Origin of the sequence: Paenibacillus sp. PvR098 (assembly GCF_017833255.1) — a bacterium.
GTDB lineage: Bacteria > Bacillota > Bacilli > Paenibacillales > NBRC-103111 > Paenibacillus_G.
In genome coordinates this window covers 3,506,257-3,528,396 of the sequence record NZ_JAFIBU010000001.1, presented here as the reverse complement: position 1 = coordinate 3,528,396, position 22,140 = coordinate 3,506,257, and the positions used below count along the sequence as shown (strand labels likewise).

Below are 22,140 nucleotides of genomic sequence, written 5' to 3'. Positions count from 1 at the left end.
GTCGTAATAATTCAGTACTCTTAGCTGTTTAGTTAAAAGTAATGTCTTAAAAACAGAAAAGAGCCTCGAGCGCAAACGGTCGAAGCTCTCGTTATTTATGGAGACGAACCGTGGTGTGGTAAATCCACAATTCGACGCCGCGTGATTCTTAGGATGTTTGGGGAGGTGTGATAAAGCTTCCGGCTGATACATTAACTTTGATTCATAATAAAACAAGTAAATCCCTATCTTTAGTATAAAACGTTCAAGCATATACGGCTGTTGCTGCAGCTTGATGATGTCCGGAATGTTCGGAAGGGACTAAGGTTAGGTCTACGCCTAGTGCCATCGCGACACGGATAATCGTATCGATGCGCGGAACGGTCGTATCACCCTCGAAACGAGCAATAGCACCGGCACGAGTTCCTTGTAAGCGAACACGTTCCATGCAATAAATAATCTTATCGAACATAATTTTTGCATCCTTGTCGCCCCGGTTTTTCCTCTCTTCGATTTCTTTAATGAATTCATCAACTTCGGGTAAACTGACGAATTCGTATTTATACACTGGAACGACTCCCTTACATTCTCTATCTTAGTCAGAGTAACATAAAATTATAACGAATACGTTATAATTTGTACAGTAATTATATCTAAAGCACTTTTTGTAGTTCTGATTTGAATACCTGCAGAATTAAATATAGCAGGAAGACCCCGTATCAAAACAAATCTGTGGTTTTATTGGGACAAGGGTTTAGAGAACCGCTTTTTGAGCAGGTTTCGAGTAGTCCTTCTTTTGCTCACGTACGAGTCATTCATCGATTTACGACTTTCAGTTAAATACAATATTTACCTTAGATTTAGAATCGGACTCCGCGTTATATATACAGAAAATACTCTATTGCCACTACTAATATACCATATACTGGTTTACAATGTTTATAATTACTTATCTTCCAAAAGGAGAGGCTCCATGGCTATAAGCTTAACGGTTGTGTAAGTAACACTAAACAAACAATTCTGACACGAGGAGATTATTTCGATGCTAGAGATAAGCATTCATCATTTTATCGGGTATTAGATTCATAATTTCTTGTAAATACATTATTATTTATTGGGAGCGGCCTTTCTGACCCAGATATTAATTTGCTCTTGGAAAATGCAAATATTTCAGCAAAATGTAGCAGACCACATTATGCCTTGGTAGATAACAACAGGAATGACTCTATAAAAAAAGCAATTAAGTCAACTTATAATCTTGAATTGTTGGAATATCCCAAAGGAAGGCATGATGTTGTTTCTGTTGCTCTGAAGGATCTTTTAAATTTAGTTCTTCAGCATAGAAGCGAAAATGGCTTACAATAAAAATAATTTTGGAATAAATACGAAAGGAGCTAAGCCAATTTGATTGGCCTAGCTCCTTTTCGTTTGTGGATTTACAATATGGAGACCAGAGGAGTCGAACCCCTGTCCAAAAATAACGCGACACAGGCTTCTATGGGTGTAGTTCCCGTTTGGTTGTCACCCGAACAGCGCCCGGTAACAATAAAAAACACCTCATCGGTGTTAGCCCTATATGTGTAACCGTTATGATTTTTTTACTATCTCATCTACTTCACTTTTCAATAAAAGGTACCTATGAACACTTCTCATGATCGGAACTTTGGTTAACCTGTTTTTATCTACATAGGTTTTCATTTGATCTTTAGAAAGACCCAACAAACTCCCTGCTTCTGTAACAGTTAATACAACTTCGTTACTCGTAGCATTAAAAGTTTTTTTCACTTTTTGATTCCAGTCTTCGAATACATGCATAGATCTGCAACCTTTCTTATTGTTAACCAATAACTTTTCTTAACTGAATACTTCTATTATATCATAAATATAAGTTTTTGCCTAAACCGATCTGTGCGAGTACATAACTGTAAAGTATAGCGAGATTCTTAGGTAAATGAAAAAAAATACACCATTTAAGGTGTATTTCCCAACGGATGATTAGGACGAAATCGTCTCAACCTCGACAGCAATGACGTGCCTCAGCCTTTTTAAAGTATAGTACACCGTCGTTGTCCGCAGCTTGTACGATGCGGATACGACTAACTGCATTTGCTGTTTGCCATCGGTCATATCTTTTATCTTGGTTCGTTTTACTGTCATAGAATTTTGCTGGATTTCATCGATCAACGCTGACATCTCGCAATTGTTTTTAACCGTGATTTGAATAGAAAGATCCCGTTCCCTCAGCTTATTCGGACCGAGCAGCTTGAAAAGCAGCGGCACGAAATTGATGGCCACAATGATCAGTATAACCGCACAAACCGCTTCTTTATAGAAACCGGCCCCCGCTGCAATACCAAGACCCGATGCAGCCCAGATCATCGCCGCCGTCGTCAAGCCTGAAATCACATCATTGTTACGGCGCAAAATAACTCCCGCTCCGATAAAGCCTACCCCGCTAACAATTTGTGCAGTAAGTCGCATGGGATCCATAACCGTATGCCCCGGAATGGAGTATATTTCCACGGACTCAATCGAAACAATCGTTACGAGACAGCTGGCTACAGAAATCACCATGCTTGTCTTGATCCCAAGAGGCTTATGCTTAAGCTGCCGGTCAATACCGATCAATAACCCGAGCAGCATCGCCGCCATAAACTTGATCAGAAAATCATAAAAATCCAATTAAAAGTCTCCCCCATAAGATCAGATTAATATGGGGGAACCCTTCTCCCATATTAACCTTTACTTATTTTCATAATCACTCTTAGCTTTTTGGATCACTGCTGCATACTTATCTAATGTCGTTTTAACATCTTTTCTATCGATAACGACCTCTTTCAACGACTCATTGATCGCTTTATTTACATCAGCCCAATAGGGAACGTTAGAAAGGGGTACAGCCACTTCTAAGCCTTTTTGAGTGGCTTCAAAGTATGGCTTTTGCCAATCTTCCACTTGACCGTAAACGTCGCTTCTAAAGGATGGCCAACCCAGCTTGGTAACCATTGTTTCTTGAACTTCTTTGGACATTAAATATTCCATAAACGAAACAGCTAATTCCTTGTTTGGAGAGCCTACCGGTATACCTACAACTTCTCCACCCAAGGTTTTGACGGCGCCAGCAGGTCCACTGTAGCCTGAGTTCGCTTTAATCTCTGTCTTGCCGCCTTCTTTTACGATAATATTAACGCCAAAGGGCCAATTTGGAGCGTAATAAACAGATTCCTGAGCCAAGAAACCGTTCGTCGAACTAAAGCTTGCTTTTAATGTATCTTCAGACAGATACGGCCACAGCTCCTGCAGGAACGTGTATGCTTTGATGGTGCCTTCATCATTTAAAACAAGCGGATCTCCGCCAGCCTGTCTAATAAACTCAACAATTTCGATGACATCGCCGGATAATTTAATTTTCAAAGCGAGTCTTCCGATTTGCTCTTTTTCTTTCAATGTTTTCGCCACGTGCAATAGCTCATCCCATGTTGTAGGGGGGGTCAGGCCGTATTGATTAAATTTCTTTTCGTTATAATAGTTAATCTCGACATTAGGTCGGTATGGCAAGAAGTAGGTTTTACCTTCAAAATCGCCGGCATCCACCAATTTCCCAATCGATTCGCTTGGAATTTTGCTTTTATAGGCAGATAGGTCTTCAACCAATCCCTTGGAAACGAGTGACGCGGTATTGTTTACATCCTGCGCAATGAGGTCAATCTCCATCTTACCTGCCTGCTTCATCGCTTCCAGCTTTTTAACTACATCCTTGGCTTCAACCTGAATAGCTTCAACCTTGGCATTATTGGCCTGTTCAAATTGAGGAATGATTTCTTTCCTCATCACTGCCCATTCCTCTTCACTTAAAGCCATAGTCACTCGCAACGTTTTGGACTCCGAGGATGCAGTATTGCCGGAATCGTCGCTCTTGGCGCAGCCTGCAATGATTCCCGACACCATTACGGTTGAAAGTCCTACGGTTACTAGCTTTTTCATCGATGTGTTCATGATGGATTCCCCCAAAAATTTTTTTAGCCTTGCCTGCATGTATAACCGATAAAAGGGCGACTTACCCTTTTACCGCCCCACCGAGATAATCGGATTTCAGGTATCTTTGAAGAATAAAAGTGATCAGTACTACAGGAATGGCCAGTATGGTTGCATAGGCTGCCTGTTGGAAGAACCCGCCTCTTTCGACATAGTAATAAATTTGAAGCGGCATCGTTTTTGTGGAAAGGGACAAATATAGGGCATACGTAAATTCATTCCATGAATTAAGCCATACATATAAAGCCGCAACAGCAATCCCTTGCATTGCAACAGGAAGGATCACTTTAGATAGGGTCTGCATGCGGCTAGCCCCGTCGATGGCTGCAGACTCCTCCAAATCGAAGGGAATGGCCGAAAAGGTAGCCACAAGAATCCACGCCATAAAGGGCAGTTGTCCGATTAAATGCGCCAGCACCAGTCCAATATCCGTATCGAGTAAATTCCATTTCAAAAAAGTGACCGAGATCGGAAGCGCAATCCCCACAACAGGAAACATTTTTGTAAAAAACAGCGTTAAAATAAAAATGTACTTCGCTTTTTTATTCAGTCTGGAAATGGCATAGGAGGCAGGTGTTACAATCGCAAGAGCCAGAAGCATGGTTAGCGATGCCACTGTAAAGCTTTTCCTTAAGGGTTCCCACAAATTACCTGATTCAAAAACCTGTTTCCAATGTTTAAACGTTACGTCATGAATTAAAAACGTAGGGTGCTGCGTCAACACTTCATGAGGCTCGCTGAAAGATATTTTTATCAATATATATACCGGCGCAATCATACAAAAGCTGATGATAAGAACCGAGAGGTATATCCATATTTTCGTATTAGCCGATTTACTTGCCACTGCTTAGCCCCTCCCCTTTGTCTACAAACTTGATGTATAGCATGACAAATATTAATATGAGAACCAGTAGTACGGTGGAGGCAGCTCCAGATGCACTCAAGTTATTATAGGCATACTCCTCGTAGGCATACGTGGATAGGAACGGAACGGATTTACCGACTAAAATTTGCGGCAATTCAAAAATTCTAAACGAATCAACAGCCCGTAGAATCACTGTCATCGTAATGGCAGGCTTCAGCAGCGGAAGGGTAACATACCTGAAATCATGCCATTTGGACGCACCATCAATGCTGCTAGCTTCATAAACATCTTTTGAAATCGATTCCAATCCAGCTAATAAAAGAAGCACCACGATGGGCAATACCTTCCATGTATCCGCAATAGCGATGACAAACAAACTCTGGATATTTCCGCTAGTCCAATTGATTGGCACTTCGATCAAACCTATTCGATATAACAATTCATTTAAATAACCCTGTGTTCCGAATACGTACAGCAGCGTTACACCTGATACCAGGGTAGGTATACCCATCGGCATCAACACAAGGGCTCTTATGATACTTTTGCCTTTAAAGGTTTGTTTGAGCACGATGGCAACGAAAAGCCCCAGGCTAATTTGAATCGTTAGGCCAATGATCGTGACCCCGATGGTATTCCAAATGGATCTCATGAAATCAGGTTTACTAAACAGATATTCATATACGGATAAAGTCCACTGACCCGTAATATTATCTTGAAACCCCATCATGATACTCTTCGTTATCGGGATCATCGTAAACCCTAAAATATATAGAGAGAGGGGGAGCAAAAATAATATTTCCAAATTGTACTTTTTCAAATAATTTAGCATCGATGAATTCCCTCGCAGCCATCTACAGATTATTATTCCTTCTTGCAAAATCCACGAACTTAAATTTATCCGGCCTATGTCTGGATTCCGTATATTGAAATAAAGTCGTATCATTCAAGTACACGTAATTTTCCACTACTACAACCATCGTGTAATTGTCCAAATGCAAATAGGTTTTATCTTCTTCCGAAGCCTCCTGAACGGAAATGACCTTTTTCGCGTATCCGATCTTAAGACCCAGTTCGCTTTCGATGTACTCATAAATGGAGTCCTCGCATATTTTGATGGTCAAGTCAGGGATATATTTCTTTTTGAAAAAATCCTTATCCAAAATAATTTTTTCATTTCCAATCTGCCTCACCCGCATAATCTTCCATATTTCATCATCTTCGTCTGTTTCTAAATGCGTCGAGATAAACATGTCAGGCTTAACGACCTTTAGCTCCTCAACGATCGTTTTAGATGTTCCGCCTAATTTCTGCGCAAGCTCTTTAAAACTCACTAAGCCTGATATAGGAAAATTAAATCTCTTTGTTTCCAATACAACGGAACCCTTACCCCTAATTTTCTGAATATAGCCATTCTGGGACAGTAAATTCAGTGCTTTTCTTACCGTCTCTCTTGATGTTTCATATTGAAGAACCAGTTCGTTTTCAGAAGAAAGTAAGGTATTGGCTTCGATCTCGCCATTTTCTATTTTACTGACGACATCATTGTAGATCGCCGTATACTTATTTTTCATTGTAACGCCCCTATCGGCCATTATTTTTCAAAATGGTACACGATGGATTCATAAGGCCGCAATACCATTCGGTAAACATCCGTGTTTGACGCCTCATAATTCGATATTAAAATGCGGCTTTGATACCCATGCAGATTGATTTCCTCCGGCAGTTCAAATACGGATTCATGCCGCGAAAAATTATTAACCACTAACACCTTTTCATTTTCTCCATTTCTCAGATATGAAAAGATCTCTTGATGATCTTCCAAAATCAACTGATAATCTCCGGAAGTGATAATCTCTAATTCCTTTCGGAGTTTAATCAAATGTTGATAATGATAGAACACAGAATCAGGATTCTCTAAAGCCGATTCCACATTGATGACCTTGCAGTTTGGCGCTGTTTTTATCCATGGATCTCCTTCGGTAAATCCGGCGTTTTGGCTCGAATCCCACTGCATAGGGGTCCTCGAATTATCCCTGGATCTTCTTTGAATAACATCCATGATCTCCTTAACATCTCGTCCCTGATCCTGCATGATCTTAAACATGTTAAGGCTTTCAACATCACGGTAGTCATGGATGCTATCAAATTTCGGGTCCGTCATGCCTATTTCTTCACCCTGATAAATATAGGGAGTGCCTTGCATCATGTGGATTGTAGTCGCAAGCATTTTGGCGGATTCTTCGCGATACTGATCATCGTCTCCATATCTGCCTACGATTCTTGGTTGGTCATGATTGCACCAAAACAGTGCATTCCATCCCCCGCCTTTATGCATTTCGACCTGCCATTCGCTCAAAATCCTTTTTAGAGCTACGAGATCAAAGCTTCCCAACTCCCATTTGTTACCGTCAAGATAATCAACCTTCAAGTGATGAAAGTTAAAAACCATATCCAGTTCCTGATGGTCAGGGTTGGTGTATCGAATACAATGGTCTATCGTAGTGGACGACATTTCTCCGACCGTTATCATCCGATACTTGGAGAATACTTCTCTGTTCATTTCATGAATCAGCTCGTGTACTTTTGGGCCGTCTGTATAATATTTACGACCGTCCCCCGATTCATCGCTTGGAAAACATTGATTTTTGGAAATGAGATTAATGACATCCAATCTAAAACCCTCTACACCTCTTTGAAGCCAAAAATGCATGATTTCGTAAACTTGCTTTCTCATTTCCTCGTTTTCCCAATTGAGATCCGCCTGAGTTTGATCAAATAGGTGCAAAAAGAATTCATCCGTTATCTCGTCAAACTTCCAAGCGGACCCGCCAAACTTAGAAACCCAATTATTCGGTTCTTTCCCATCCTTCGATTCTTTCCATATGTAATAACTTCTTTTTTCATTATCTTTGGAGCTTCTTGATTGTTTAAACCATTCATGCTCGGTTGAGGTATGATTGACAACCAGATCCATAATGATTTTTATATTTCTTTCGCGAGCTTGCTGAATGAGAACATCAAAATCTTCTAGAGTCCCGTATGTCTCGTCGATCCGATAATAATCACTGATATCATATCCATTATCTTTTTGCGGAGATTCATATACAGGAGTCAGCCATATGACATCTACGCCTAATTGAGCGAGATAATCCAGCTTTCTAATAATCCCCTTTAAATCACCAACACCATCTCCATCAGAATCCATAAAGCTTTTCGGATATATTTGGTAAATGACGCTTTTTTTCCACCAATCATTCTCTATGTTTGTGTTACTCTTCACTACCATCTCATCCTTTTTAAAGCCACTATGATCTATATCCACCTTGATGAAGCAAATACAAGTAGATATATATACTTGTATATACAAGTTTTTATTAGTATAACTGATGAAGATATAACGGTCAACAGAAAAAATAAATTTGTATATACATGTTCAGGAAGGGGCGGCTAGAGTAAAAAAGACGGAGAAAGGAGGGATATAGCTTGGCCATTACCCATAGCATCTCACTGACCCAGCATATCAATGTAAACAGCGGTTCCCACGTCCTTTACTTCTATCAAGCACGACAAACCTATGTCGAAAACGCTGTGTCTTTTATTAAAGCCGGTATTGATCTGAATCAGCACGTTATTTTCATAGATAGTTCCGAACGGTTTAAGCTAATTCTCGCTAAGTTGGAAGAAATGAAGCTAACAGAACACCAACAAAAGGCTATTCATTATATAGATAATGTCGAATTTTATCGGATATATGAAGATTTCCATTTTAACAGAGTTCTACATCATTTAAGTGAAGTTGTAGAGCGTCACCTCAAAGTAAATAAAGAAGTCCGACTCTGGGGACATGTCGATTGGCGTGAGCAAGATAACATCCTGGACAAATTGCATACTTACGAATGTGAATGTGACGTTACTGTAGCTGGTTTGGGATTTTTGACCGTATGCGCATATGATGCCAACACCGTTCCCGCAGCCATACAGTTGGAAATGATGAGGTCTCACGAATATTTATTGACCGATGAAGAATTCATTCTTTCAAACTTATATCGAAAATGTAAACCCAGCAAATCGGGAACGGCCTTCCCTACCTTATCTGCTCAGACCCAGTTTGAATCCGAAATCGACTTATATAAACAAAAGCTTGATTTTGTCCATGTTGTTTCCCATGAGGTTCGAAACCCACTGACAGTCATTAAAGCCTATGCATCTCTAGTCCACAGCCGTCTTGACCACACGGACGATAGGAATAAGCTAAAGGCTATTGGCGACTATGTAGACCTTATCGATAACGAAATATCACATATCATTATGACTGAACAAATGTTGTCTACCGAATCCCTCTGGCGCCGAAAATTGGTGCAGCCCAGCAAATTATTGGCGAGGTATTAGAAATCATGGAAATAAAGGGCAGAACACAAAACATCAAATTGGAGTCAGATATTCGATTGACTGGCTCAGAGATGATTCTAAGCAATGTCAAAGGCTTTAAGTTAATTGTGTCCAATCTCATTAGTAATGCTATCAAATATAGCTTCGAGAGGAATACCGTTTCCGTTTCCGTTAGTACAAACCACGGTTTTCTAGACATCATAGTGGAAGATTGGGGAATTGGAATGACAGAGGAGCAATTGGGGAAACTTTTCCGCAAATATGGAAAAATGAATGATGAAAAGGCCGGCCAAGGCATCGGTTTATTTATGGTAAATAAGCTAGTGGATCATTTTGAAGGCACCATTCATGTAGAGAGTCGTTTGAACCACGGAACACGGGTAAAAGTCTCACTTCCGTTACATTAGGAACATTCCATACACTCCGCTTAGCACAACTGACCAGAACGGAACGAGCGACGGTGTGACGGAAGCGACCTTTTCATGATAAAATCAAAAATTTCATCGGCAGCTATGTGGCATAGGTATTCATCTACGAAAATTGGCTTCACCTATCCTTACCGCTCCATAAACGCAAAAAGCAAGAGTATCGACCGATTGGGTCGATACTCTTGCTTTTTGCGGAGACGCGAGGATCCGAACCCCTGTCCGAAGATAACGCCACGCAAGCCTCTACGGGTGTAGTCACCGTTTTGATGTCACCCGAGCTGCGCCCCGTTATAATAAAAAACACCTCACCGGTGTTAGCCCTATATGTGTAACAGCTATGATTTTTTTATTATCTCATCTATTTCACTTTTCAATAAAAGGTACCTATGAACACTTCTCATGATCGGAACTTTGGTTAGCCCGCTTTTATCTACATAGGTTTTCATTTGATCTTTAGAAAGACCTAATAAACTCCCTGCTTCGGTAACAGTTAATACAACTTCGTTACTTGTCGCATTAAAAGTTTTCTTCACTTTTAGATTCCAGTCTTTGAATGCACGCATAGATCTGCAACCTTTCTTATTCTTAGCCAATAACTTTTCTTGGCTGAATACTTTTATTATATCACAAATATAAGTTTTTACCTAAACCCCAATTTGAACAACTATCGACAATATCTCAGACAAAGGGGATGCCCTCGCGCGCATCCCCTTTATGAAAACTCGGAAATAAAAGAATGGCACACAGGCTTCAACGGGTGTAGTCACCGTTTTGCTGTCACCCGAGCACCTCAACAACTTAGCATCGGATTATCTAAATTCGACCGAAAGTACATGATCGATCTTTAGAATTTCTTGGAGCATCTGGTCACCCTCAAAGTCGAATTTACAAGTGCCCTCAATTGTTGTAGTTGCAAATTCACCGTTAACGCGTATGGAAACGTCCGTAATATTTAAGTTATACTTTACCAATATTTTAGAGATTTGCGCTAAAAGTCCCGGACGATCAATCGAAGAATAGGATAATTGTTTTTTTATCTGACCTGAGTTTTCGACTAGGAAATGTTCCAGCTCATTAAGATATTCTTTTATATATCCATAAAAATTGTAAAACCCCTCCGAATCGATCGAATTCTTCCACAATTGGTTTCTTTTTTTATCTAATACACGCTTAAGTAATTTCAGATTCAACTTTTTCCCTTGAATGATCTTTTCTTGCATTGTAATAAGAATATGAATTGTTTTTTTCGAAAATATGAGTTCATCCTCTACTAATTCTACTTTCGTAAGAACTTTGGACATGTCATGAATTCGTTCCAGCATCGTTTCAAATGATTTGAAGATTTTAGATGTATTTTTAAAATTGCTTTTACGAAACTTTCGATCTTCATTAATAAGACCTGAAATCTCCTTACCTTTTTTTATATACATTCTAATTTCATCGAATTGATTTTTCATGGATGAATACGGCGTCATTCGATTTTTTTCCAAGTCAAGAAAAATATAATGAAGAAGCGCCCGAAGCATTCCTTCCGCCTGATTCAGGATGACTTCCGCTCTTTCTTGATGAACAGGCTTGTGTACTAAATTGATTAGGGCTCCGACACCTGTTCCAATGAATACTAAGACGATTTGATTGTATGCCGCTTCCCAAAAATTAAGCCCTATCGTTCCCATGGTATTAATGGCGATGACGACGGATACTAAAAGGGAATTCGTCCACTTAATGTAGACATGGAGTGCCATCAACAGGAATGTAATGAACCCCATGGCTAAAAAAGATTCCCCTAGGGTAAATAAGGCTATAGCCCCGAGAACAGCTCCTATTACAGCGCTGGCTGTTTGTTGAACACCATTACGTAATGAGCGATATAGTGACGGTTGCACAGATAAAACAGCAATGATTCCAGCAAAATGATATGCATACAAATCCAAGCTTTTAGCAATAAGAATGGATATGGCAACAGCCAGACAAGTCTTTATTACTCTCGCACCAATCATGGCAAATCCCCCCCGTTAAACAGCCATGCATGAGTAATATTATATGACATATAGTTGCTTTTTGTTGATTAATTTTCAACCTTCACATGTTTTCATCTTGATTAATTCAACATATGTCAGTAATTCTTACGTATTATTTATTGTATTTCGTATTCACGAATAGCCATATATCAACGGCTTCAATCATCTAAAGTCAAAAAAGGCCATGACTTCTTGCTGTCATGACCTTCAAAGTAATTTATGGAGACGAAGCGTGGTTGAGTAAATCCACAATACGCCGGTTTAAGCTGACCTCTAGTTGAGGAATACATAGGTAATTCGTATTAGGCTTGGAATGACTCTAATGCTGCCCGTACCTCCGTCGGCGTATCCATATCTAAGATCCGCTCGGCAAGTTTGCTGCATGACTCACGATTCAACTGGGTCACCACGCGTTTTACCTTCTGCATGGAGGATGGAGCCATGCTCCACTCATGCAGCCCTAGTCCGACTAGCAGCGGAGCTGCCAGGGGATCACCCGCCATGCTTCCACACATACCTGTCCATATGTTTTGACGGTTGGAGGCGTCAATCACTTGTTTAATCAAGCGAATAACCGCCGGATGGAAATAGTCATACAGATCCGATACACGTTCATTCATCCGGTCTACGGCTACCGTATATTGCACCAAGTCATTCGTTCCGATACTAAAGAAATCAACCTCTTTGGCAAAGCGATCCGCTTGAAGTGCTGCGGAAGGAATTTCAATCATGATTCCGATCTCAAGCGTATCTGCAGTTGGAATACCTTCTTGCTGCAGCTGCGCCCGTACATCCTCATAGATCGCCTTCGCCTTTCTCCACTCTTCCAAGCCGGAGATCATCGGAAACATGATTTTAAGATTGCCATGAACACTCGCCCGCAAAATGGCCCGAAGCTGGGTGACCAGCAATTCTTGACGATCCAAGCAGAGTCGAATCGCCCGATATCCAAGAAACGGGTTCATTTCTTGCTCAAGCTCCAGATACGGCAGCTCTTTATCTCCACCGATATCAAGCGTCCGAATCACGACAGGACGTCCCTGCATGGCCTCGGCCACAGATTTATAAGCATTATATTGTATCTCTTCATCCGGCATTGAGCTGCGGCTCATGAATAAAAATTCGGTGCGGTAAAGACCGACGCCTTCGGCGCCCTTTTCTATCAGGTCGCGCGCCTCTTCCGGGGTACCGATATTCGCTGCCACTTCAATACGGAAGCCATCTGAGGTGACCGCCTCCGCATTCGCATAAGCCTGCAGCTCATTCCGGCTTTCCTCTTGATGCCGCATTTTTTCGCGTATAGCCGCTAGCGTCTCTTCATCGGGATTGACGACACAACTGCCCGTTGAACCGTCAATGACGAGATAATCACCGTCTTGAATCGTTTCGATCGCTTTCCCCGCACCAAGAATGGCCGCGATCCCAAGTGAATTCGCCAAGATCGCTGTATGCGACGTCTTTCCCCCGACACGGGTAATGAAGCCTTTTACAAAACGAGTATCCAATTGAACGGTATCTGAAGGAGTTAAGTCATCTGCCACGATGATGACTTCTTCCTGAATATCCGATAAGGAGCTTTGCTGACGTCCTCTTACATGCATCAGCAACCGCCCGCCCACATCACGAACATCCGCCGCCCGCTCACGCATATATTCATTCGCCATGCTTTCGAATAAACCGGCCGTCTTTTTTACAATCATACGGATAGCTGTTTCAGCAGACCATTGCTCTTGAATGATCAACTTTTCCATAGGAGGAAAGAAGGAAGGGTCATTCAGCATACTGACTTGTCCCTTGAGGATGACCGCCTTCTCCTCCCCCAGAACTTTCTGGGCACGTTCGATAAGTGCATCCAAATCCTTCAGGCATTGCTCCTTAGCCGTTCGAAGCAAAGCCGCTTCATGATCCGAATGATCGGTTTTGCGGTCTTCGACTGTATCCAGGGAAACGGGGGTGTAGACGAATGCCTTCCCCATCTGTATACCCTCAGAAACGCCTAAACCTTGGATATTTAAACCCGTCGTCATAGACTCCACTCCCTTCTCTTACTCCCTGTTGACTTCCTTTTTACGCTTCACCAAATCCGCTCTCAACCAATGCTACTAATGCTTCTACGGCTTCTTTCTCATCAGGACCTTCCGCCGAAATGGAAATCATACTTCCCTTTTCTAATCCTAAAGCCATTAATCCCAAAATGCTTTTGCCGTCTGTTTCCGCATGCGGTTCTTTCACTTGAATAGTTATTTGAGATTCAAACTTAATCGCTTGTTCCGTAAATAATTGTGCAGGTCTGACATGAAAACCTGACTCATTGCGAATCGCCGTTTCTTTGGTATACATACTCTATTCTCCCAACTCTATTGTTAGATGGTTTGCAGTAAACTAATTAATTGCTTTGGTTCTTCGACAGCTAGCAGTTGGTTACGGAAATCTTCATCGATGAGCTTGCGGGAAATACCAATCAAAATTTTCAGGTGCTCATTGGCTGCTGCTTCTTCAGGTACGGCAATCATGAATACAGCTGACACTGGCGCTCCGTCAAGCGACTCCCAATCTAATGGCTTGGATAATTTCGCAAAAGCCAAGCTAGGCTTTTTGACACCGGAAGATTTACCATGAGGGATCGCAACCCCAAAGCCGATTCCCGTAGATCCGGTCTCTTCCCGCTTCATCACGGCTTCAAGATACGCAGCCTTGTCAGACAAAACTCCACCTGCATCCAATTGATCGACCAATGCCCTCATGCATGCGGCTTTATCGGAAGCATCCATTGGGATAATGATTGATTGTTCTTGTAAAAGTGCGCTTACGTCCATTTGTAAAATCCTCCTTATGATTGTGAGACTGGTTTTTTCAGTATCGATAGCATGAGCGCTGTGACCAGTGTTCCGATTACAATAGCTAATGCGTATAGCCCTACTTGTCCTACAGCATTAGGTATGGCTAAAACGAATGCTCCGCCATGAGGAGCCCTAAGCGTAGCCCCAAACACCATCGAAAGTGCGCCTGTTACCGCCGAACCGACCATAATCGATGGAATGACACGGAAAGGATCGCTTGCAGCGAAAGGAATGGCTCCTTCCGTAATAAAAGCAAGACCAAGCACACCGGAAGATTTCCCCGCTTCCCGCTCCTCTTTCGTGAATTTCTTCGGTGCTAACAGCGTAGCAAGCCACAATCCTAGTGGAGGCGTCATTCCCGCCGCCATGACCACAGCCATCGGACCATACACACCGCTGGACAAAAGGCCGATCGCGAATGTATAAGCTGTTTTGTTAAATGGTCCTCCCATATCGAACGCCATCATCGCGCCAAGCAGCACACCAAGCAAAATCGCGTTTGCAGAGCCGATATTTTGCAGCCACATCGTAAGACTGTCCATTATATATTTTACAGGTTCACCAATAACATACACCATGGCAAGGCCTGTGACCGCCGAGGCAATCAACGGAATTAAAAGAATCGGTTTTAGTCCTTCCAAATTTCTCGGAAGCTTAATATTTTCTTTTAACCATTTGGCCGTGTAACCAGCCAGAAATCCCGCTACAATACCGCCCAAGAAACCAGCACCGGTTTGCGACGCCAGCATTCCTCCGATCAAGCCCGGAGCAAGACCAGGCTTCTCCGCTATAGAGAACGCAATGAAACCGGCAAGGACAGGAACCATCAAAGCAAAGGCCGCACCACCGCCGATACTCATTAAAGCAGCTGCCAGAGTACCCTCTTCTTTAAAAGCTTCAATACCAAAAATAAAAGAAATGGCAATCAGCAACCCGCCCGCGACGACTAGAGGAAGCATTGTCGAAACACCGGTCATCAGATGCTTGTAGGCGCCCTTTCTTGATGCGCCTCTTTCAGCCTTTGATTTTTCCACTTCTTGAATCAAGTCTGCGGGAGCTGCCGCCTCCTTATTCAATGCCTCTTCAAGTAACCCATTTGGATCTTTAATCGCTTGAGCTACAGGAACCCTTACCACCGGTTTTCCTATGAACCGGGATTCCTGTACATCGATTTCCGCGGCTACAATGATGGCATGCGCCCCTGCAATCTCCTCAGGCGTGATCTCATTTTCCACTCCAACGGCACCACGGGTTTCGACCTTTAGGTCGATATTCTTCTCTTTCGCTGCTTTAAGAAGAGATTCCGCAGCCATGTAAGTATGAGCTACCCCTGTCGGACAAGCCGTCACCGCATAAATCTTTTTCATAATTGAACCCCTCCCTTGATGTAAGACTTTCTCAAACTGTTAGTGGGCAAATATCGACAAGTTCAAGCTTCTCCTGCACTTCGTTTAACGTGCATACCTCAGTACCTTGTTTTGAAGCCGTCACGGTTCCCGCCGCGGACGTCCACCTAGCCGTTTCTTCTAAAGACTTGTTATGCAAGTAACAATATACCATCGCGGCCACCATGGAATCTCCCGCCCCTACGGTGCTCTTAGGTTCAATCGGAAACGGTTTGACGCGAAACGCCTGCTCGCTGTTCACTATAATCGAACCGCTTCCACCCATGGATACAATGACATTGGCAATGCCACTCCGAACCAGCTTTCTTCCTGCAATAGCAATAGCTTCATCCGAAGTCAAAGGTGCGCCAATGAGCGTCTCGAGCTCATGTATGTTCGGCTTGATCGCATACGGAGCCGCTTCAATTCCCTTCGCCAGCGCCTCACCGTCCGCATCCAGGATGGTACGTACTCCTTGGCCGTTCGCGGTCTGAATCAACTGCTTGTAAAAATCACCCGGGGTACCTGGGGGCAGGCTTCCTCCTAGAACAACAAGGGACACCCCTTCCAATCCTGCCTTAAACCGTTGAACGAACTCATCCAGTAATTTCGGACTTGGTGAGAATCCCGGTTCATTCAATTCCGTCGTTTGCTTCGTGAATTCATCTACAACCTTCAGGTTTACGCGAGTTCGCCCTTCCGCCTCAAGGAAATGGGAAGGAATGCCGTACTCACGAAGCTTCGTCATTAACATTTGCCCCTCAGGTCCGCACTGCAACCCCCAGGCGCTGACATCGACTGAAAAGTGCTTTAATACTTTAGCGACATTAATTCCCTTACCTCCTGCATCTAATCGCACCGAAGTAATTCGGTTTAACTGACCGAATGAAAATTTATCGACTGTAACCGTTTTATCTACTGCCGGATTCATGGTTACCGTAAGGACTGAGCCTATCATTCTATTACCCCCTAGCCAATGTGACTTTGATGCCTTCTAGCTCCATTTCCTTCGCAGCCTGCTCCGTTAAAGCGTCATCATCGATAATACAATGATGGATTTCCGAAAGATCCGCTACCTTGGCAAAGGTCACTCTCCCGTACTTGCTGTGATCCGTGACCAGAATAACCTGTTTCGCTGAACGGATCATCCACCGTTTGGCTTCCGCCTCCAATAAGTTTGGTGTGGTCAAACCGGCCTCCGGATCGATTCCATTGATGGCCAGAAATAATTTATCGACGCGGATCGAGCGTATGGATTGGTTCGCAATCGGACCCACCATCGCCTGGGTTTCCCGCCTTAAAGCTCCACCGGTTAACAATACATCGATATGATCTACACTCTTCAGTTCGTGCGCAACCATGACGGAATTCGTAACCACTGTGAGCTGCCTAAATGATTTTAACTGCTTCGCTAGGTAATACGTTGTAGTACCCGAATCCAAAAAAATAGTATCCCCCTCATCAATGAAGGAAACAGCCTTTTTGGCGACAGCTTCCTTCTGAGGACGTAACCGATCCTCTTTCTCTTCGAAAGAAGGCTCAGAAGGCTCCTGATGCTGAATGGCAACCACACCACCATGTGTTCTTCGCAGCGGTTTGTTTTCCTCAAGATCACGTAAATCCCGGCGGACCGTCGATTCCGATACTTGAAAGCAAGCTGCAAGTTCCTGTACCGATGCCCGGCTTCGACTGATCACATATTCAGCAATCTTTTGTTTACGTTCCTCTTCAAACAACACGGCCCATCCCCTTCAAAATCCCTGCCCACTTTTGGCCATTATCAAGCTATTTCATGATCATTTATGACTATATGATCTTATTTATGATTATATATGCTCATATTTTATTTGTAAAGCGCTAGCATGAGCAACATATTCAAAGTTATACTGAAATTCACTCACAAATGTGCAGGCTTCGATGAAAATGAACGGTCCGTGGTAAGCGGATGTTAAACGGATGTACAGCTGTTCTTTGTATTTTCCCCAAAAAAGATGATCCTGACTCATAGTTGTAATATGAGTCAGGATCATCTTTTAAAGAAGATTGATACAGGAAAAGTGCAGCCCTAAAGCTGCCTTCACATTGTAAACTCTGCGACAACTCGGGTTGGGCCCTTATGGCAAATCGTGATATTCCTGAGACCCAAGAAGTTCATCGGCCGCTATCCCCATTATCAATTTGGCGTATGGGACGAGGGGAGTATGGATCTGTTCGATCCAAATTGCCCGCCGTGCTCACTCCGCTCCGTAAACGCACAAGAGCATCAACCGATTGGTTGATGCTCTCGCTTTTTATGGAGACGAGCCGTGGCATGGCAAATCCACAATTCGCCGACGCGTGATGCTGAGGATGTTTCAAGTTGTCGCGTAAGATTATCGATAACGAAATATGTAACGGTAACCAGTATCCGTACTTTCTCGCTGAATTATCAATTCCGATTCCAAGGTTGTTTGTTCAGTTTGCCTGTTATCCTTCCAAAGCCAACGTACAGCCTTGTTTATTTCACCTACTGCTTTCGCTAATTGCTTCTTTTGAAGTTGGCTTACCAAAAATTCCAAATCAGGATGTAAATAATCAGCAACCTTTCCCATCGAATTTAATATATTCGACAACCATGTATTAAACTTGTCTTGGTGTTCAGATGGCTTGGTTCGCATTAATTCATTAAGTACCACTAACTCAGCATCTAATTTAGTAAATGTAGCTTGTTGCAAGGCATCCTCTATGGCACGTACTCTTTGAAGCTCGTTCAGACGACCATAAACATCATTATTAATAAGCCTCTTCACAGCCTTGGCATGATCGCCAGTAAGTTTTCTTGAAAGCAGACTCTTATACAGCCTTTGCTTAAAATTTATATCAATATTAAGTGCATAAATCACCTCAAGCATATCTTGACTACCTCGAACTTTCGCAACTTCCTCCCTTACATTCTCTGGAACCTCACTCCCAGGTTTATACTTCCGAATTTTCCTCTTATCTCGTTTTAATTCTTTTGCAAGTTCCGCATCAGACAGTCCACTCTCTCTCAAAATGTCCTCAATCAGAATTTGAAAATCGACACCCGGCATAGGTTTTATATCCAGATGCATTTGAAGCCGCTCTTTATTTCGTTCTAACCTCGAAGTAAATCCTCTCACTACATTAACTTCAATCGGCTCATTAACCCTAACATTTTTCCAAGCCTCAAGGCGACGATCCCCGTTTATTAAGTAATAATTGTTGTTTTCATCTGGACCTTCTACATCAATGGGCATTATTAATCCCCGGTGTCTGATATCATTCTCAAGTGAAATCGTGTCCAAATTAATCCGCTTTCTTATATCAATAAGTATATTATTAATAGGTAGAAACAATTTCGCCACCGTCCTTTTAAATTGCTTTTATAAAAGGCTATGATTAGCAGAAATTGTCCTATGTCAAAAAATACCGTCAAGAGCGTCACCTAGATGCAACTGATGGTATTTCTTTAAAACATAATATAGGGACGTATAGAACCCCTTTCCATATTAACCATTGTGGTTTTGTATGGACAAGAGTTCCAGAAAGCGAACCGTGGCTTGGCAAATCCACAATCCGCCGCCGCGTGATGCTGAGGTTGTTTGGGGAGGTGGCGTAACTCTTCAAAGTGAATCCATCTTTGCAGACATTTGTTTGTCAAGCAGTCCTCTGAGCTTGGTTTCCTCCCCGCTTCCTGTTGTTGGGAAGCGGTGCAAAGCAATCCCATATTTCTCAAAAATCTTCTCTTTCTTCTTATCCCGTTCTAGCTGCTTCGGGTTATTCTCATGAAAGGCAAATCCATCCACTTCGATGGCAAGGGCGGGAGAGTTATCAAACTTATGATAGATGACAAAATCAACGGATGCCCGATGCCGCACGAATCGCTGCTCCCCTTCATCTAATATGGTCAGATTGGGGAATAAATTCAATAACAGCACCTGATTAGCCAGCTGAAAATCCTTATAGCGTGATTCTTGCAAAATCATATCCAACAAAGTATGCATAATGTTTTCGCTCTTATGTCGCGAGCTATTATATTGTCCAACTTTTTCCCGAAAACGTCTAAGCTTATCCGAATATTCTTGATACAGCAGGTCGAAGATTGAGACAATCTCGCTTTCCACAACATTAGGGTCCAGTGTACTATATTCCATATATCGCATTAAATCGCTAATTTCGTTTCCGTATTTCTTGAAGGCTTTTCGGTCCGTTACCAGAATAAATTGGTTCTGAGCACGGGATACCGCCACATTGATCTTACAGGGATCATTTACAAATTTCATTCCTATTTTTCCTGATCGGGTCTGGTCTAACACAGTGGACATAATCATTGTCGGCTTCTCGCGCCCTTGATACTTATGTATGGTATCGCTCTCTACTAACGAATGAAACTGCTTGGATGCCTTATCCGCCTGATTGCGGAAGGGCGTGACCACCCCAATATCTGAATGACGCGCAGCCTCTTCTATCAATCCCCTAAGAATTTCCTGCTCGATCACATCCAATTCCCTCTGATTAAACTTTCCCTTTCTTCCATCCCTCATATGATTACCTTCAACCGTCCTATAAATCAATAGCGGAGTATCCGTTTCGGTCTCGTGCGTAAAAGTGATAAGTTCTCCGTTATAATACTTTCTATTGCAGAACTCGATAATCCGGGGATGACATCGGTAATGCTCCCTTAACATCACTTTGGGAATAGAATCCCCATATAAGGCCAGCAGAGAGGAAAGTACGTTATGCTGAAAATAATTGTATGCATCGTTCATCTCAGCATAAGCATCGTTTCCCAGGCGTTTCTCTATCTCTTTATCTACAATTTGTGGCAACTGCTTTGTATCTCCAACAATGATAGCCCGTTTGCAGCAGGATAAGGCCAATGCCCCCGTCAACAGGTCGACTTGAGAGGACTCATCGATAATACAATAATCAAACAAATAATTGCCCGGGATACTATTGCGCAAGGAGTGAGTCGTACTCAATACAATCGGATAATGTTCAATAAAAGACCGAAAATGCTTCCAATTCATATACGATTTCTCGTCGCACTTCAATTTCTGGCGATTATGATATTTCTCATGCAATTTTTGTCGCAAAAGTTTGATCGAATACAACTGGTGCTCATCCATTAATTGTTGGTATGACTGAGATCTCAATTCCCGCTCTATGGCGTCAATTTGTTTGGTCAGTTCCTCCACTCTAAAAACATAGAACTGCCGCTGGTAATTCAGAATCACGTCATGCCCTTGATCCTTCAACAACCTAAACCGGGTAAAACCATGCTTGAAGAACAGCTTGAATTTGTAAAAAAGATTATCCTTGGTTCCGAACTCAACTGCAAGGAAGCTATCCTTCATAAATTCCAAAATCCGCTCAGGAGTCTGCCGGTAAAAAGACAGCCTCCTTAATTGCTGCACATCCTTTTGGGCAAAAAAATGTTCAAAATGCTTCTGCTCCAGCAGATACGCCGATAGCTTCTGCTTGAGGACAGCCCTTTCCCGATCAAGCTCCATCAATCGGCGGATGCTACTGTCTAAGCTAGCTAACTTCTCCGTAATCCCCCCTTCCGACTGCTCGCTTAGCCAATCAGAGACATCCCATTCCGGAAGATTCCTGAAAAAATGTTCTTTATTCTCCTTTTTCCCTAAATTTGCAACGAAGAAATGATAGCCCTCACGCTCAAGCTTCTCTCGGACATTTGCTACAGCTGCATTATTGCCAGAGACAACAGCCACAGTCTTGCCCTGCATTACAGTTAGATTCGCCAGTATGTTCAAAATCGTCTGGGTTTTTCCTGTACCTGGCGGTCCTTCAATGATGCTGATAGTGCTTTTCAAGGCTTGATGGAGCGCACTCTTTTGGCTGACATTGTAGCGAAACGGAAATATAAAGTTGGAATCATCTGAAATGGTACTGCGGACTGGAGTAGCGTTAAGATAACAGCTCAATACACTGTCGGGATGAACAAAGGTTAATTTGGAAAATTCTTTGGCCAAAAAGCCCTCATTATCCTCTTGGTCATCTTCACTCTTCACTTGCTTCGAAATAGATCGCCAATAATCCATTATCAGTTTCACTTCAGACAGCTGGATGCCACAATTTTTAATCTGAATACGTTTATATTCATACGATCCACTAGTCCCATTTTCAAAATGTACCCGTATCATAAGCCCGAAATCTTGCACTCGTATTACACTG

Annotated in this window: 20 protein-coding genes and 1 pseudogene; 3 read left to right on the top strand and 18 right to left on the bottom strand. The window is 42.5% G+C overall.

What is annotated here, in order from left to right:
* Nucleotides 1–244 precede the first annotated feature (244 nt).
* Nucleotides 245–547, bottom strand: a complete 303-nt coding sequence (locus JOE45_RS17505) for a helix-turn-helix domain-containing protein (RefSeq protein WP_210023094.1) — start codon at nucleotides 545–547, stop codon at nucleotides 245–247.
* A 539-nt stretch (nucleotides 548–1,086) separates the two neighbouring features.
* Here JOE45_RS17505 and JOE45_RS24255 point away from each other — a divergent pair.
* Nucleotides 1,087–1,344, top strand: a pseudogene (locus tag JOE45_RS24255) (SIR2 family protein); the annotation flags it as partial.
* Between the two features lie 222 nt (nucleotides 1,345–1,566).
* Here JOE45_RS24255 and JOE45_RS17495 read toward each other — a convergent pair.
* From JOE45_RS17495 to treC, 7 genes are all read right to left on the bottom strand, one after another.
* On the bottom strand, nucleotides 1,567–1,794 hold the full coding sequence (locus JOE45_RS17495) for a MerR family transcriptional regulator (RefSeq protein ID WP_210023095.1): 228 nt from the start codon (nucleotides 1,792–1,794) through the stop codon (nucleotides 1,567–1,569).
* A gap of 180 nt (nucleotides 1,795–1,974) precedes the next feature.
* Entirely contained in the window at nucleotides 1,975–2,631 is a 657-nt protein-coding gene (locus JOE45_RS17490; protein WP_210023597.1) for an MgtC/SapB family protein, read from the bottom strand.
* A gap of 90 nt (nucleotides 2,632–2,721) precedes the next feature.
* Nucleotides 2,722–3,975, bottom strand: a complete 1,254-nt coding sequence (locus JOE45_RS17485; protein WP_210023096.1) for a sugar ABC transporter substrate-binding protein — start codon at nucleotides 3,973–3,975, stop codon at nucleotides 2,722–2,724.
* Between the two features lie 61 nt (nucleotides 3,976–4,036).
* The gene (locus tag JOE45_RS17480; protein ID WP_348632554.1) at nucleotides 4,037–4,858 is read right to left on the bottom strand and encodes a carbohydrate ABC transporter permease; all 822 of its coding nucleotides are present in this window, start codon (nucleotides 4,856–4,858) and stop codon (nucleotides 4,037–4,039) included.
* Nucleotides 4,848–5,708 (bottom strand): carbohydrate ABC transporter permease, encoded by an 861-nt coding sequence (locus JOE45_RS17475; RefSeq protein WP_210023097.1) that lies wholly within the window; start codon nucleotides 5,706–5,708, stop codon nucleotides 4,848–4,850. Before JOE45_RS17475 ends, JOE45_RS17480 begins: the two co-directional genes overlap by 11 nt.
* A gap of 22 nt (nucleotides 5,709–5,730) precedes the next feature.
* A complete protein-coding gene (gene treR / locus JOE45_RS17470) occupies nucleotides 5,731–6,450 on the bottom strand; it encodes a trehalose operon repressor (RefSeq protein ID WP_210023098.1) in 720 nt (239 codons plus the stop codon).
* Nucleotides 6,451–6,470: 20 nt separating this feature from the next.
* The gene (treC, locus tag JOE45_RS17465; RefSeq protein ID WP_245247364.1) at nucleotides 6,471–8,165 is read right to left on the bottom strand and encodes an alpha,alpha-phosphotrehalase; all 1,695 of its coding nucleotides are present in this window, start codon (nucleotides 8,163–8,165) and stop codon (nucleotides 6,471–6,473) included.
* Between the two features lie 197 nt (nucleotides 8,166–8,362).
* Between treC and JOE45_RS17460 the strand changes: the two genes are divergently transcribed.
* Nucleotides 8,363–9,268: an MEDS domain-containing protein gene (locus JOE45_RS17460; RefSeq protein WP_210023099.1), complete on the top strand. Its 906-nt coding sequence runs from the start codon at nucleotides 8,363–8,365 to the stop codon at nucleotides 9,266–9,268.
* Nucleotides 9,269–9,273: 5 nt separating this feature from the next.
* On the top strand, nucleotides 9,274–9,675 hold the full coding sequence (locus JOE45_RS17455) for a sensor histidine kinase (protein ID WP_210023100.1): 402 nt from the start codon (nucleotides 9,274–9,276) through the stop codon (nucleotides 9,673–9,675).
* A 356-nt stretch (nucleotides 9,676–10,031) separates the two neighbouring features.
* Here JOE45_RS17455 and JOE45_RS17450 read toward each other — a convergent pair whose 3' ends face one another.
* The 10 genes from JOE45_RS17450 to JOE45_RS17405 all read right to left on the bottom strand — a co-directional run bounded on the left by JOE45_RS17450 (nucleotide 10,032) and on the right by JOE45_RS17405 (nucleotide 22,007).
* Nucleotides 10,032–10,259 (bottom strand): DNA-binding protein, encoded by a 228-nt coding sequence (locus JOE45_RS17450; RefSeq protein ID WP_210023101.1) that lies wholly within the window; start codon nucleotides 10,257–10,259, stop codon nucleotides 10,032–10,034.
* A 246-nt stretch (nucleotides 10,260–10,505) separates the two neighbouring features.
* A complete protein-coding gene (locus JOE45_RS17445; protein WP_210023102.1) occupies nucleotides 10,506–11,696 on the bottom strand; it encodes an aromatic acid exporter family protein in 1,191 nt (396 codons plus the stop codon).
* A 323-nt stretch (nucleotides 11,697–12,019) separates the two neighbouring features.
* Nucleotides 12,020–13,744 (bottom strand): phosphoenolpyruvate--protein phosphotransferase, encoded by a 1,725-nt coding sequence (gene ptsP / locus JOE45_RS17440; RefSeq protein ID WP_210023103.1) that lies wholly within the window; start codon nucleotides 13,742–13,744, stop codon nucleotides 12,020–12,022.
* 40 nt (nucleotides 13,745–13,784) lie between these two features.
* On the bottom strand, nucleotides 13,785–14,057 hold the full coding sequence (locus JOE45_RS17435; protein ID WP_210023104.1) for an HPr family phosphocarrier protein: 273 nt from the start codon (nucleotides 14,055–14,057) through the stop codon (nucleotides 13,785–13,787).
* A gap of 23 nt (nucleotides 14,058–14,080) precedes the next feature.
* Nucleotides 14,081–14,533, bottom strand: coding sequence for a PTS sugar transporter subunit IIA (locus JOE45_RS17430; RefSeq protein WP_210023105.1), 453 nt, complete (start codon nucleotides 14,531–14,533; stop codon nucleotides 14,081–14,083).
* Nucleotides 14,534–14,547: 14 nt separating this feature from the next.
* Nucleotides 14,548–15,924, bottom strand: coding sequence for a fructose-specific PTS transporter subunit EIIC (locus JOE45_RS17425; protein WP_210023106.1), 1,377 nt, complete (start codon nucleotides 15,922–15,924; stop codon nucleotides 14,548–14,550).
* A gap of 31 nt (nucleotides 15,925–15,955) precedes the next feature.
* Nucleotides 15,956–16,900 (bottom strand): 1-phosphofructokinase, encoded by a 945-nt coding sequence (pfkB, locus tag JOE45_RS17420; RefSeq protein ID WP_210023107.1) that lies wholly within the window; start codon nucleotides 16,898–16,900, stop codon nucleotides 15,956–15,958.
* A 4-nt stretch (nucleotides 16,901–16,904) separates the two neighbouring features.
* Nucleotides 16,905–17,681, bottom strand: a complete 777-nt coding sequence (locus JOE45_RS17415) for a DeoR/GlpR family DNA-binding transcription regulator (protein ID WP_210023108.1) — start codon at nucleotides 17,679–17,681, stop codon at nucleotides 16,905–16,907.
* Nucleotides 17,682–18,314: 633 nt separating this feature from the next.
* The gene (locus JOE45_RS17410) at nucleotides 18,315–19,307 is read right to left on the bottom strand and encodes a ParB N-terminal domain-containing protein (protein WP_348632553.1); all 993 of its coding nucleotides are present in this window, start codon (nucleotides 19,305–19,307) and stop codon (nucleotides 18,315–18,317) included.
* A gap of 258 nt (nucleotides 19,308–19,565) precedes the next feature.
* Entirely contained in the window at nucleotides 19,566–22,007 is a 2,442-nt protein-coding gene (locus JOE45_RS17405; protein WP_210023110.1) for an AAA domain-containing protein, read from the bottom strand.
* Between the last annotated feature and the right edge of the window lie 133 nt (nucleotides 22,008–22,140).

What these genes read in the sequence shown, in the direction of transcription:
- JOE45_RS17475 (WP_210023097.1), bottom strand. Translation starts at nt 5,708, where the DNA reads ATGCTAAATTATTTGAAAAAGTACAATTTGGAAATATTATTTTTGCTC.
- ptsP (WP_210023103.1), bottom strand. Translation starts at nt 13,744, where the DNA reads ATGACGACGGGTTTAAATATCCAAGGTTTAGGCGTTTCTGAGGGTATA.
- JOE45_RS17405 (WP_210023110.1), bottom strand. Translation starts at nt 22,007, where the DNA reads ATGGATTATTGGCGATCTATTTCGAAGCAAGTGAAGAGTGAAGATGAC.
- JOE45_RS17490 (WP_210023597.1), bottom strand. Translation starts at nt 2,631, where the DNA reads ATGGCGGCGATGCTGCTCGGGTTATTGATCGGTATTGACCGGCAGCTT.
- JOE45_RS17425 (WP_210023106.1), bottom strand. Translation starts at nt 15,924, where the DNA reads ATGAAAAAGATTTATGCGGTGACGGCTTGTCCGACAGGGGTAGCTCAT.
- JOE45_RS17455 (WP_210023100.1), top strand. Translation starts at nt 9,274, where the DNA reads ATGGAAATAAAGGGCAGAACACAAAACATCAAATTGGAGTCAGATATT.
- treR (WP_210023098.1), bottom strand. Translation starts at nt 6,450, where the DNA reads ATGAAAAATAAGTATACGGCGATCTACAATGATGTCGTCAGTAAAATA.
- JOE45_RS17485 (WP_210023096.1), bottom strand. Translation starts at nt 3,975, where the DNA reads ATGAACACATCGATGAAAAAGCTAGTAACCGTAGGACTTTCAACCGTA.
- pfkB (WP_210023107.1), bottom strand. Translation starts at nt 16,900, where the DNA reads ATGATAGGCTCAGTCCTTACGGTAACCATGAATCCGGCAGTAGATAAA.
- treC (WP_245247364.1), bottom strand. Translation starts at nt 8,165, where the DNA reads ATGGTAGTGAAGAGTAACACAAACATAGAGAATGATTGGTGGAAAAAA.
- JOE45_RS17445 (WP_210023102.1), bottom strand. Translation starts at nt 11,696, where the DNA reads ATGATTGGTGCGAGAGTAATAAAGACTTGTCTGGCTGTTGCCATATCC.
- JOE45_RS17450 (WP_210023101.1), bottom strand. Translation starts at nt 10,259, where the DNA reads ATGCGTGCATTCAAAGACTGGAATCTAAAAGTGAAGAAAACTTTTAAT.
- JOE45_RS17435 (WP_210023104.1), bottom strand. Translation starts at nt 14,057, where the DNA reads ATGTATACCAAAGAAACGGCGATTCGCAATGAGTCAGGTTTTCATGTC.
- JOE45_RS17495 (WP_210023095.1), bottom strand. Translation starts at nt 1,794, where the DNA reads ATGCATGTATTCGAAGACTGGAATCAAAAAGTGAAAAAAACTTTTAAT.
- JOE45_RS17430 (WP_210023105.1), bottom strand. Translation starts at nt 14,533, where the DNA reads ATGGACGTAAGCGCACTTTTACAAGAACAATCAATCATTATCCCAATG.